General features: G+C 63.5%; 9 protein-coding genes. 6 read left to right on the top strand and 3 right to left on the bottom strand.

Going from position 1 to position 12108, the window contains the following annotated elements; genetic code table 11:
* Window positions 1–231 precede the first annotated feature (231 nt).
* The 4 genes from AC30QB_RS17190 (at window position 232) to AC30QB_RS17175 (ending at window position 5831) form a co-directional block, all read left to right on the top strand.
* Window positions 232–2088 (top strand): hypothetical protein, encoded by a 1857-nt coding sequence (locus tag AC30QB_RS17190; protein WP_489547472.1) that lies wholly within the window; start codon window positions 232–234, stop codon window positions 2086–2088.
* Window positions 2089–2092: 4 nt separating this feature from the next.
* Window positions 2093–3118, top strand: a complete 1026-nt coding sequence (locus AC30QB_RS17185; RefSeq protein WP_489547471.1) for a hypothetical protein — start codon at window positions 2093–2095, stop codon at window positions 3116–3118.
* Between the two features lie 68 nt (window positions 3119–3186).
* Entirely contained in the window at window positions 3187–4458 is a 1272-nt protein-coding gene (locus AC30QB_RS17180; protein WP_489547470.1) for a M16 family metallopeptidase, read from the top strand.
* Window positions 4459–4709: 251 nt separating this feature from the next.
* Window positions 4710–5831 (top strand): hypothetical protein, encoded by a 1122-nt coding sequence (locus tag AC30QB_RS17175; protein ID WP_489547469.1) that lies wholly within the window; start codon window positions 4710–4712, stop codon window positions 5829–5831.
* A 451-nt stretch (window positions 5832–6282) separates the two neighbouring features.
* Here the strand turns inward: AC30QB_RS17175 and AC30QB_RS17170 are convergent, their stop codons facing one another.
* The 3 genes from AC30QB_RS17170 to AC30QB_RS17160 form a co-directional block, all read right to left on the bottom strand.
* A complete protein-coding gene (locus AC30QB_RS17170) occupies window positions 6283–6630 on the bottom strand; it encodes a YciI family protein (RefSeq protein ID WP_489547468.1) in 348 nt (115 codons plus the stop codon).
* Between the two features lie 731 nt (window positions 6631–7361).
* Window positions 7362–8966 (bottom strand): methyl-accepting chemotaxis protein, encoded by a 1605-nt coding sequence (locus AC30QB_RS17165; protein WP_489547467.1) that lies wholly within the window; start codon window positions 8964–8966, stop codon window positions 7362–7364.
* 814 nt (window positions 8967–9780) lie between these two features.
* Window positions 9781–10368: a TetR/AcrR family transcriptional regulator gene (locus tag AC30QB_RS17160; protein WP_489547466.1), complete on the bottom strand. Its 588-nt coding sequence runs from the start codon at window positions 10366–10368 to the stop codon at window positions 9781–9783.
* A gap of 211 nt (window positions 10369–10579) precedes the next feature.
* Between AC30QB_RS17160 and AC30QB_RS17155 the strand changes: the two genes are divergently transcribed.
* Complete coding sequence (locus AC30QB_RS17155; RefSeq protein WP_489547465.1) at window positions 10580–11308, top strand: SDR family NAD(P)-dependent oxidoreductase; 729 nt, start codon at window positions 10580–10582, stop codon at window positions 11306–11308.
* A 64-nt stretch (window positions 11309–11372) separates the two neighbouring features.
* Complete coding sequence (locus AC30QB_RS17150; protein WP_489547464.1) at window positions 11373–12101, top strand: SDR family oxidoreductase; 729 nt, start codon at window positions 11373–11375, stop codon at window positions 12099–12101.
* The last annotated feature ends 7 nt before the right edge of the window (window positions 12102–12108 follow it).

Raw genomic sequence — 12108 nt, 5'->3', positions numbered from 1 at the left:
TCGCCCGCGAGGAATCCGCATCGATGACGAGGCAGCGCGTCTGCCTTTCTTCGAGCGGTGCGAGCCATGGGAGCGCCAAATGCCGCAGGTGTTCATCAACGACCAACGGGTCGGCGGCGTTGCGGGCCTGCACGCGGCGCTGGTTCTGATGGTTCGTTAGCTGCACCCGGAGCCTTGTCGGCTGAACGTCGTCACAATGGCGCCCACCAAATCAAATCAGGGAGGGCGCCGGTGAAATCTTCTGTGATCCTGGCTGCGTGCGCGTTCGTCGCCGTGCTGTGCGGTTGTGCTCGAATCGAAGAGGCCGTTAGGCCGGTCCCTGCCAAGGTGAATGCGGCACATCCGCCGCCACCCGATGTGCAGGCTGCGCGCGATCGTCTGATCGGCCTCCTGGCCGACGACAAAAAACAGGCCGAAGCGGTGCGCGATCAGTTGGAATCGCGCATGACGTTGCGCGCGCTCTCCTGCTCGCAGCAGGTGTCGATCGGCCGACTCTCGTCGGTGGCCTCAGTCAAGGCGTTAGGACTGGATCAGACTTGCTTTCAGGCTCAGGATCAGACCTTGCAAGCATTCCTGGGCGTCAGAACCGTTGGGGTGCTGATGGCGCAGGCGCCTCTGCGTCCGCTCAAGCCTGCCGGTGCCGGTTCAAAGCTTCCCAAGGGGCCGCTAGGGTCGATCTACTACGGCACCTTCGCGAGCGATGCCGGTGTGGCGGTGCTACGCGACAACATCGGCGACGCCACCGTCGTCGAGCTGCCCGGTGGGGCAGTCATCGCCAAGTTGCCTCGCATGATGACGAGCGCCTGGGCCAGCAGCCTCTCGCCGAACGGACGTGTCCTGGTGCTCCAGCAGCCCATGGGCCAGGGCATCACTTTCTACGACACCGCCAACGGGCACCGAATCTGGGACGCTCCCGGCGGCCAGAGCCTGCTCGCATGGTTGCCCGACGTCACCGGTTTTGTCCTCGCCGAACGCAGCGGTGTGACCACGCTGGCTGATGGCCTCACGGGCACGCTGGTGCCGCACCCGCTCGCCCCACGCAACGCCTCGTTTGCGGCCCACCGGCCCGGCTCACCAGCCCGAACGCTGCTTGGCGACTCACGAGAGCTCATTCTTATGGAACACCAGCGTACGCCTGCCGGCCTGCGGGCCACCGAACTGCGAAAGTTGCGCATCACCTCGGGCTCGGGCATCACCTCAGGACAACCGATCCCGATGCAACAAGGCAAGCTCGTGGTCTTCACCTCCCACCCTCACATTGGCTGGCTGAACCTCGAGAGCGGCGAGAGCGGCGTCTGGAGAACCTCCCCTACCTTCGGTTCCACCTTCGCCAAACTCGATGAGAACCGCTTGCTGGTCGACTCACTCGATCTTACGAATCGCATGCGCTTGAACCCGTGGGTGTTCGACATCAGCGCTCAGACGGTGACGCCGGTCGAACCCGCTGGCATGGAGGGACTCCTCATCCAAACCGGTGACCGCCCCGGCTTCATGCGTCGAGGCCAGGAGGCGTGGCTCGCCGACGAGGTGAAGGTCATACGCGAGCCCGCGCCGATCGACCAGGTGGCCGGCGAGTATGAGCTGCAGGCGCAGCTGGCAAAGCTACAGGCTCAAACCGATGCCCTGGCGAAGCCGACCATGCCCGGCTCCTCAATGACCCAAGCCAATCCGAGCACGCCCGTTGCAGCACCTCGTGGACTTGCCGGCCTGCCTAAAGACGCAGCGGTGCACATGGTCGGCGTGTACGAAGGCGCCGGCCCAAACCGTGCCACACGTTCGGTCCGCGCCATAGTGCGGCCGTCATCGCGGCCGGTTGTGCTGGCCCTCTCATCCTACGAATCGGTGCGCTGGGTGATCGTCAACACAGGGGCGAGGATCTCCGCCGTGCTGGTCAGCGGTTACGAGCCCTCGACCGTCGTTGGAGTCGACGCTCCCGTGATGCGCATGGGCAGTTCGTATGCGTACAAGCTTGGCACCACCGAACACCTTCGGTGGCGTCAGGAGGTGCAGCAATACGTCGGCCCGCTCGAACTTCGCTCGTTCCAGGGCCTGTACACCGGTGCCGAATTCAGCGTGGGAGGTTCTTGACACCATGACGCGCAGCCGGCAATTCCTGTCGTCAAGGAAAGTCTCCGCTCTGGTCACCTATGGTCTGCTCGCCGCGGCACCGCAACTATTGGCGGGAGAAATCTACCGCTGCGAAGGCGATGGACCCAAGGCCCTCGTCGACCTGCCTGCTCGCTGCCCGAACGGCCGCGCAATTCGCGTCGGCGGCGCCGGCTCCGCCGCGCGGGCAGCCGACGTCGCTTCTGCGGTTAAGGCTCGTACTGAACGCGTTGAGAAGATCGAGAAGGTCACATCATCGCGGGAAGGCTCTCGCGACCACCCGATCTCGGGCGTCGGTACGGAATTGCGGCCGGCCGAAGCGCATGCTACCCAAACTGCTGAACCCACACCGGCGCCCGCGTCGGTGGCCGCACCCACACCGGCGTCTCCGAGTGCTGCCGCAGTCGCCGGCTGCGCACGGTTGCGCCCAGACGCGGCGGCTTTGCGCAAGTGTCTCCAGGAAGAGCGCCGCAGGGAAGTGCGCGCCATCGCCCTTTCTCGTCTGGCCAAGCTGAGTGCCGCAGCAGCAGAGTTGGCCAGGTCGACGCAAACGGGCAACGGCCTGCTCGCGGTCGGTCGCAATGGCCGGCCGGTAGCTTGGTGCGAAGGCTTCTTGGGCGACTTATTGGCGATGCGCAACCTTGAGGTTGTGGACGACGAGATGGTGCCCGGGCCGCGGTGGATCAATGCCAGCGGCAGCGTGGGCGTCAGTGACTTGCGTAGCGGCGAGATCATTGACACACAGTTCACCGAGCTGATAGCGCCAGGAGGCCCTGTGGTTAACGGGTACGTCACATTGCGTTGGCGCAATCAGCGAACGGTGTTGGTAAGGAGCCGCCCCACTTGCGTCGAGGTCAGCCCTGGCACCGCGCGCTGCGCGCAACAGCGCTACATGGGGATCGACGTGCACGACGACGAAATGGCCCAGGCTTGCAACATCAGTTTCTACGGTCGCGCGTACTGGCCGCAGTGGCAGGACAAAAATGTAGAGATCCGCACCCCCATGCGCTGACAAGAAGTGCTGGAAGCGCTCGCGCAGCACTTGAGCATGCACCCCGAAAAACCCCTGACTGAACGCCATTGAACACAGCCCACCTGCACACCCTCCCCAACGGCCTGCGCGTGGTCGCCATTCCCATGCCCTGGCGGCAGACGGTGAGCCTGAGCGTGTTCATTCGCACCGGCAGCCTGCACGAATCCAAGGCCTTGAACGGCATCAGCCACGTGGTGGAGCACATGGCGTTCAAGGGCACGCACACGCGTGACTGCCAGCGCATCAACCTCGACGCCGAGCGGCTGGGTGCCGAGGTCAACGCGCACACCGACAAAGACCACACCGCCTTCCACATCGAAGGCCTGGCCGCCGACCTGGCCACCTTTGTCGACCTGCTGGCCGACATCGTGCTCAACAGCAGCTTCCCGGCCGACGAGCTGGAGCGCGAGCGCCAGGTGCTGCAGCACGAGTTCACCGAGTTCGAAGAAGACCCGGTGAACACCGCCTTCGATCTCTTCGACCATGCCTGCTACGGTGCGAACCACTCCGCAGGCAGGCCCGTGATCGGCTCTCGCGCCAACCTCAAGCGCTTCACGCGTGAGGACCTGCTCACCTACGTACAGCACCAGTACACCGCCTGCAACGTGGTGGTGGCCGCGGCCGGGCCGGTAAACGAGGCGACGCTGCTGCGGGCCACCCAGGCGGCGTTCGGCGGCATGCCGCGTGGTGAGCCGAATGTCGTGCTGCCGCCGATGTGGCAAGGCGGCGTGAAAGTGAAGCGCGTGTCGGGCAGCGGGCAATGCCAGATCGTGCTCGGCTTCGAGGCGCCGCCCTTGGCCGACGACAGGCACGTGGCCCACGTGCTCGCTGCTGCGCTGCTGGGCGAAGGCATGAGTTCACCGCTGCTCGATGAGATCCGCGAGCGGCGCGGGCTGGCCTATCACGTGGGGTGCTCGGTGGATGTGCTGCCGCTGTGCAGCCAGTTCGTCATCGATGCAGCGACTGACCCAGAGCAGGCGGATGCGTTTTTCATTGAGACATTTCGGCTGCTGAAACAGCACGCTGAAACCATAGACCCCGTGGGTCTGGCACGGGCGCGCAACCAGATCAGCGTGCGCACGCTGCGGGCGCTGGAGCACCCCGCCAGGCGCCTTGAAGCCGCGGCGCAAGAGGTGTTCACCTTTGGGCAGGTGCGCGATGCGAGGGACTGGTTGGCGCGCGTGCAGGCCCTTGGCGCAGGTGAGCTGCAAACCGTGTTCGTGCGGATGCTCGAGAACCCTGGGGCGGTGGGCTTGGCGGGAAGCGTCACCGCGCGAGCGCGGGAGACAGCCGTCAGAATGGTTCAGCCAGGGGCGTAGGGCTTCGGTCTTGCAGACCTGACCGAAGGCCAGTGTGAAGCCGGTGGCCGCGATGGCGTGCTCGTTGGGCTGCTCTGGACAAGCCTGGAAAATCCCCGCCCGACCAAACTTCTTGTGGCCATGACTTCGGGGCTTCGATCGTTTCACACCGCTGTCATCGACTCACCTCGACACTCAATCGGCAGTTTGTCGACTGCGCGGCGCGCCGGTGCTTCCGGCGCTGCTGACCACCCGACCAGGAGAAGAAACACATGCTCGCAACCTCAGCCCTTCGACGGCTCTTGGCGCAGGCGCTCCCGCTGCTGCTCGCAACTGCCACCGGGATCAGCATGGCGCATCCCGATGGCCTCGATAACGACGAAGACGAGGGTAATAGTTACGCCATCGGCCTGTGGGGCGACATGCCCTACAGCGACGTGCAGGCTCGGACGGGCGTGCCAAACCTCATCGCCGACATGAACTCGCAAAAGCTGAAATTCTCGGTCTTCGACGGGGACTGGAAGGCGGGGAACGCGATTGTCGGGTCGGCAACCCCCACGACCTGCAGCAATGAGCTGTACGCGCAGTCAATGGGCTACCTGAACACCTTGAAGGCGCCGGCGATGTTCACCCCGGGCGACAACGACTGGACGGACTGCGACCGGCCAAAGAACGGCGGCTACAACTCGCTCGAGCGGCTGGAATACGAACGAGCATTGTTCTTCTCCACCCCCTATTCGCTCGGCATGAAGCGACTGAAGCAAGACGTACAGACGGGCTTCCCGTACTGTCTTGGTGTCGGCGGCAACGCGGTGTCCTGCGTCGAGAACCGGCGCTGGATGGTGGGCAGGGTCGTCTACGTGACGTTGAACGTACAGGGCTCGTGCAACAACCTGTGCGACACGGCGCCCGACCCGGCCGAATATGCGGCGCGCAACGCTGCCAACATTTTTTGGATGAAAGAGGCTTTCGCGTATGCCAAGCAGCGCGGCGCGGTCGCGCTCATGATCATCTCGCAGGCCGATCCTGGTTTCAGCAAGTTCGAGTTCGACGCGCCGCTTCGCGACCCGATCACGCTGGCTCAAACCGACGGCAACCCCGACGGGTTTCAGGAGTTCCTGCTGGCGGTGCGGAGTGCCGTCATCGATTTTCGCCGGCCGGTGGCCTACGTGCATGGCGACTCGCACTACTTCCGCATCGACAAGCCGATGCTCAACGCGCTTGGTCAGCGGCTCGAGAACTTCACCCGCATCGAGACCTTCGGCGACAACGCCGCCAACGGCAACAACGATATGAACTGGGTCAAGGTGACAGTTGACGCGCGCAGTCGTGAGGTCTTCTCGTACACACCGGTGATCGTGCCCGGAAACCGGGTCGCGGTGCCCGCGCCGTAGTGTCCCCAGCGGGACCGCACCACTGATGGCTTCAACGCGCCCACGGGCTAGCGGGAGCACCTGGAGTCAGTCAGGGAGAACGCAGCTGCCTTCTGCTGGCCAGTTTCGGGGAGTGAATGCCAGCCGTGGGTCGGGTCCTGCCGGCCGCTTTTCCAGGTTCGTCGGCGAACAACGGTCCTTGAAGCTTTGCTTCCCGGAACAAGCCGGTCGCCGCCGAGCGTAGTCGACCCGAAGCAGATCTCCGTTGTCGGGTACGTCAGGCCCAATACTTGACGTGCGTAGTCCTTCGTGGTCGTACCTTCCTTCACCGCAAGCAGCCTCGGACAGTTCGCGCCCTAAAACGTTTGCTGCCGACGAGGCTCGAAGTAGTTGGTTTCCAGGACATGCGGCTAAGCATCGTGCGAACTTCGGATCGGCGGCGGCCGGATTCAATGCTGCTCGGTCACCGCGTTCAAATCGGCCTGATCTCGATCTCCGAAGGTTCGCTCATCGGATTCGGGCAGCGCTTCACCCATTCCACGGCGTCGGCCATTGATGGAAGCTCCCAAATCCAGTAGCCGGCGACGAGGTCTCCGGCGAATGGGCCGTCCACGACAGTGCGCGACTTGCCGTCGAAGCGAACCCGCTTGCCCTCGAGGGTCGGTTTCAAACCATCGCAGTCCTTCATCACGCCGGCGTTCTTCAGTTCTTCGTTGAAGACCTCCATTTCAGCCATCTGAGCCTTCATCTGCGACGCGCTCATCATTGCAATAGAGGTTTCGATTTCGGGGTTTGACTTAACCATGATCATGAATTTCATGTTGAGCTCCGTGTTGAGGAATCCACCGCCCGCGACCGCCTTTCAGCGGCTCATTTCGCCTTCTTCTCCTTGGCGGGCGTCTCCGTGTGACGTCTTGCTTGAGCCTTGCATTTCAGGCTCCTTTTGAGGTTGGCTGGTCTCCATTCTCCATATTGATCATCGCCTTTGGCATCAGACCCCACTCGGTCCGCTTGTAGGTCCATTCTTATCAAGGGATGCCCGTGTGCAGTGCATCCACACCGCATCGACGGACCGGCGGCGTGGTGCATTGAATCGAATTCCCTCCACTTCAATGGCGATTGCCGTAGAGCGGCCGCTCGCGGACGATTTCTCTTGGCCGAGGTGAGTCAACCAGAGGTTCGTACTCGCCGCACGAAAGCTGTCGCTGGCAGGTACGGCAAGGCAAGATTTTCCAGCCTTACCGGAAGTACCGCTTGTGGGCGTCTGCGTGAGTACGAGGCCGCGCCAGCAATCTGACCTTCAATCTTCTAGCTGCGCCAGCCAAGGTCAGCTCACGGCGACTCTACGGAACACCCGGACTCGGCCACTTCCAGGCATTCGTGACCGGCAGCTTTCATGCCCTTCCCATGGGTGAACATTTTCCTCCGCCACATAAGGTGAAGGAATCTCGGCGTTGCGTGGCACGTCGGCTAGCGCGATATCACGCCACCGTGACAGGTCGCTGCGCTACGCGGGCATGAGTGCACGACGGTGGACAGCCGGCATGGTCTTCACGCTGGTGTCAGTGAGGGCGATGGCTTCGATGTGCGCACCGGGTCGCCGCTGAGCGTGAACACGCTGACCGCCTGCACGAGCTTGGCGGCCTGGTGGCTCAGGCTCTCGGCGGCCGCGGCACTCTCCTCGACCAACGCAGAGTTCTGCTGCGTCACCTTGTCGAGCTCGTTGACGGCCTCGCTGACCTGGCCGATGCCCTGGGTCTGCGCCTGGGTAGCCGAGCTGATTTCGGCGATCAGGTCATTGACGCGCTTGACCTGCGCGACGATGTCGTCCATCGTGCGGCCCGCCTCACCCACCTGCAGGCTGCCCGCCTCGACCTTCTCGACGCTGTCGGTGATCAGACGCTTGATCTCCTTGGCGGCATCGGCCGACCGCTGGGCCAGGCTTCTGACCTCGCTCGCGACCACCGCAAAACCGCGGCCCTGTTCACCGGCGCGTGCGGCCTCGACCGCAGCGTTGAGTGCCAGGATGTTGGTCTGGAACGCGATGCCGTCGATCACGCCGATGATGTCGACGATCTTTTTGCTCGACGCCGTGATGGCTTGCATGGTGCCAACCACCTGATTGACCGCGACCCCGCCCTGGGCCGCGACGGCACTGGCCGAGCTCGCGAGCTGGGTGGCTTGGCGTGCGGTGTCGGCGTTGTGGCGCACGGTGGCCGTGAGCTGCTCCATCGACGCCGCGGTCTGCTCAAGGGTTGAAGCCTGCTCTTCGGTGCGCTGGCTCAGGTCGGCATTGCCAGCCGCGATCTGGGTGGAGCCGGTGGCGATGCTGTCGCTGCTGACACGTACCTGTCCAACGACTCTGGCCAGGTTCTCGTTCATCGCCTTGAGCGCGGTGAGCAACTGACCGGTTTCGTCGGTGCTCGTGACGTCGATCTGTGAGTTCAGGTCGCCGGTGGCCGCGATCTCGGCGAACTTCACCGCCCGAAGGATCGGGCGCGTGATCGAACGGGCAAGGAGCCAGCCAAACACGCCCCCCGTGGCGATGCCCACCACCCATGCCAACGCGAGCCAGCGGGTCGAGGCAGCGGAGGTTTCGCGGATATCGCTGGCGGCGGCCGCCGCGTGATGGTCGAGCGTGTCGGCGACGCCTTTCGCCACTTTCTCGGCGTCGTGAAACGCCGCCTTCGCGTCGCCCATCGCCTTGTTGGCGATCAAGGTCGTGTCGAACTGGTTGGCCAGAACGCCCGCGTTGACCTTCGCAAATACTTGCTCATAGGTGCCTAGAGACTTGCGCAACTGTGCCAGGGGCTCGACGATGCCAAGCGCCACGCCCAGGGCGTCGAGCCGCTCCAGCTTGGCCTTCAGCACGCCCTGGGTGTCTTGCCAGGACTTGAGGTACTTCTGTGTCGCCTCGGCGTTGCCGATGTTGATCAGGATGTCTTTCTCGTGCCGGCGCAACTGGATCATCTCGGTACGTACATCGCCAATGGCGTCCCCGGCGGCGAATTCCTTCTCGATGAAGCTGGTGCTCGCCGAAGACAGGTTGTGCAGCGCCAGCATGCCGACCCCACCGATCAGGGTGAGAAGCAGCAGGAGCGTCGTGACAAGCCCGCCAATGCGGGTCGAGATCCTGGAGTTCTTGACGAAGGACATGGTCGGTTCCTTGGAACGCAAAGTTTTTCTCGGAAGGAAGGCTCATCACGGCTCGGGCATGGGCCAATCACGGCGACCCATGCCAAGCGCGCATCAACCAAGTTCCCGTTTCGGGCCAGGGCGGCGCTTGGCGCTTCGAGGCTCCGCGACCGACCATCAGTCGTGTTGGGTTATCGGCAGTTCGGTCGCGTTGCTTGAGCGGCCGATAAAAATGACTACACGCGGCCGCCGCCCGGGTTCCGTCTTCGAGTTCCGGGTTCCGCTTCAGCTCGGCTTTGAAGATGGTGATGCCTGCCTCCTTGCTCAGGCCCTGGGTAGGGCCTATTTGCTCAATCGTTGAACGTCATCACGGAGCCCGGCGAGGCCTTACGACAATGTCGAAGTTGAGCAAGCCGCACCCGCGTTACTCGGTGTATTTGATTTCGAGAACGGACGGACTTGGAAGCGTTTCGCTTTTGACGTGTTTGACATACTTCGACTGGCGGTTGCAAGAAGCACAAGACTTCTCAAGGTCAGCTTCCGAGCAGCTCAGTGGCTTGCGCGAATGTCTCCATCGGGTCGGTTGGGTGCATTCGCTGGCAAGAGCAGGAGACATTCGCCCGTTGGCCGATGCGGGGCGGTGCCACCCACGGCGGGGTACGTCAGCGGCGCAGCGCATAGCAGCCATTCATGCTGCCAGCGTGCGTGCCTCGCCGTGGTCGGCATGTGCTCGAACCCGCGAGGTCAGAAGCCAGCCACCACCAACAGCACCCGCTGCTCTGTTCAACCTCGACCGCCCCCGCAGTAGCGCAAGCAAGTGCCCCAAAGCACGGGTTCAGGCCCGCGGCTCTGAAGGGGGTTCAAGCTTGTCTCGAAGCAGCTCTTCACCCGCTTGCCGCAAAGCGGAAAGCAGCTCCCGCTGAAGTTTCTCGTCGGGTAGCGCGCGAGCAAGCATCACCGCGCCTACGTTCTGCGCCATCAGCGTCCAGGCATCTTCGGGCGTGGCCGTCAGGCGCCTGAGCTTGGCATGAATGTCCAGCAACCCGGCCTGGAATGCGGCACGGACGGGCGCTTGCGCACGCGAGATCTCGGGCGTGAGAGACGGCAGTGGGCAGCCCTGCTCTGGGTGCTTCACATGCTGGAGGCTCAGATAGCCCGCCAAGGATCTGGCCGCACTGGTTTCGTCTGCAGCATCGACGTCGTCGTACATCTGCGCGGTACGCGCGAGCTCGGCGCGGATCAACGCAACGAACAGGTCGGCCTTGCCGTCGAAATGCTTGTAGAGCGCGCCTGTGGTGACGCCTGCCGACGCGGCCAAGGCGGCCATGCCGCTCTCATTGAAGCCATGCTTCTTCGCATGGCTACCGCCCTGCTCAACGAGGCGTTGGCGAGAGGCGTCTTTGTGGTCTGTGGGATAGCGCATGGTTGGATTGTGGTGTCTCCGGGTTGACAGTCATAGAACCCGATCTTAGGATAATGTTCATTATCTCATGCCGCAACCCAGCGCCGTGAGAACAACAGGGGCAACGCATGCAATTACCGCAAACATCAGAATTGAAGAAGGCCGCCTGCGATCTGCACGCAGCGCATGTCGCGCCGTACAACGCGATGCTCGTACCGTTGCGGATCGCCTGATGAGCTCCCCAACTGCATTGGTCGTTGGCGTCGGCGCCAGCCGGGGCCTGGGTGCGGCTGCCGCCAGGCGCTTTGCTCGCGAAGGCTTGCATGTGATCGTGGCCGGTCGCACCCCAACAAAGCTGGATCAGGTCGTTGCCGAGATTCATGCGCTCGGTGGATCGGCCGAGGCTGTCGTGGGCGATGCATCGCTGGAGGCCGACTCGGCGCGCTTCGTGGCCATCGCCGAAGAACGGGGCCACCTGGAGCTGGTGCTTCACAACGCCGGCAGCAATCGACGCGATGCGTTTCTAGACCTTCGGGTCAGTGACTTCGAAGGGCTTTGGCGATCTCATTGCCTGGGCGGCTTTCTGACTGGGCGAGAAAGCGCCCGCTGCATGGTGCCGCGTGGCCGAGGAACGGTTCTGTTCACCGGAGCGTCGGGTTCGCTGCGCGGGCGCGCGCTGTTCGCGGCCTTTGCAGCGGCCAAAGCCGGCCTGCGTGCCACCGCCCAAAGCATGGCGCGTGAGCTAGCGCCCAAAGGCATCCACGTTGCGCATGTCGTGATTGACGGGGGCATCGAAGGCGACCGGCTGCTATCAGCGTTTCCGGGTCGAGTGAATGAAAAGGGGCCCGACGGCTTGCTCTGCATCGACGCCATCGCCGAAACCTACTGGCAGCTGCACCTGCAGCCTCGCAATGCCTGGACGCATGAGTTGGAGCTGCGGCCCTGGACCGAATCGTTCTGAGCGCACAAGCGCGTTGCTTGAACCCAGGCCGCGAAAGCGACAACACCCCACCAGGAGACCCCTCATGTCCGACAAGAAAGCCATCCTCGTCATCGGTGCCGGTGACGCCACCGGCGGCGCCATCGCCAGGCGCTTCGCACGCGAGGGCTACATCGCGTGCGTTACTCGGCGCACGGCCGACAAGCTCGAACCCCTGGTCGCACAGATCAAGGCCGAGGGCGGGCAAGCCCACGGCTTTGGCAGTGACGCCCGCAAGGAAGAACAGATGGTGGCGCTCGTCGAGCAGATCGAGCGCGACATCGCCCCCATCGAAGTGGCTGTCTTCAACATCGGCGCAAACGTGCGCTTCGGCATCACCGAAACCACCGCACGGGTCTACCACAAGGTATGGGAAATGGCTTGCTTCGGCGGCTTCCTGATGGGGCGCGAAGCCGCCAAGGTGATGCTGCCACGCGCCCGCGGCACGATCATCTTCACTGGTGCCACGGCGAGCCTGCGCGGGCGCGAAGGCTTTGCTGCGTTCGCCGGCGCCAAGCACGCACTGCGCGCTTTGGCGCAGAGCATGGCGCGCGAACTTTGGCCCCAAGGCATCCATGTGGCCCACCCCGTCATCGATGGCGCCATCGACACCGAATTCATACGCAGCAACTTTCCGGAGCGTTATGCGATGAAGGAGCAGCAAGGCATCCTGAGCCCAGATTCGATCGCCGATGCCTATTGGCAGATCCACCAGCAGCCCCGCGATGCCTGGACCCATGAGACCGAGTTGCGGCCCTGGATGGAAGCCTGGTGAATGCCAT

The organism is Rhizobacter sp., from assembly GCF_046595475.1.
Taxonomy (GTDB): domain Bacteria; phylum Pseudomonadota; class Gammaproteobacteria; order Burkholderiales; family Burkholderiaceae_C; genus Rhizobacter.
This window is presented reverse-complemented; position numbering and strand designations above follow the sequence as displayed.

Excerpts from the sequence above, each read along its gene's own strand:
- AC30QB_RS17185 (WP_489547471.1), top strand. The coding sequence starts at position 2,093 with ATGACGCGCAGCCGGCAATTCCTGTCGTCAAGGAAAGTCTCCGCTCTG.
- AC30QB_RS17175 (WP_489547469.1), top strand. The coding sequence starts at position 4,710 with ATGCTCGCAACCTCAGCCCTTCGACGGCTCTTGGCGCAGGCGCTCCCG.
- AC30QB_RS17170 (WP_489547468.1), bottom strand. The coding sequence starts at position 6,630 with ATGAAATTCATGATCATGGTTAAGTCAAACCCCGAAATCGAAACCTCT.
- AC30QB_RS17165 (WP_489547467.1), bottom strand. The coding sequence starts at position 8,966 with ATGTCCTTCGTCAAGAACTCCAGGATCTCGACCCGCATTGGCGGGCTT.
- AC30QB_RS17160 (WP_489547466.1), bottom strand. The coding sequence starts at position 10,368 with ATGCGCTATCCCACAGACCACAAAGACGCCTCTCGCCAACGCCTCGTT.
- AC30QB_RS17155 (WP_489547465.1), top strand. The coding sequence starts at position 10,580 with ATGAGCTCCCCAACTGCATTGGTCGTTGGCGTCGGCGCCAGCCGGGGC.
- AC30QB_RS17150 (WP_489547464.1), top strand. The coding sequence starts at position 11,373 with ATGTCCGACAAGAAAGCCATCCTCGTCATCGGTGCCGGTGACGCCACC.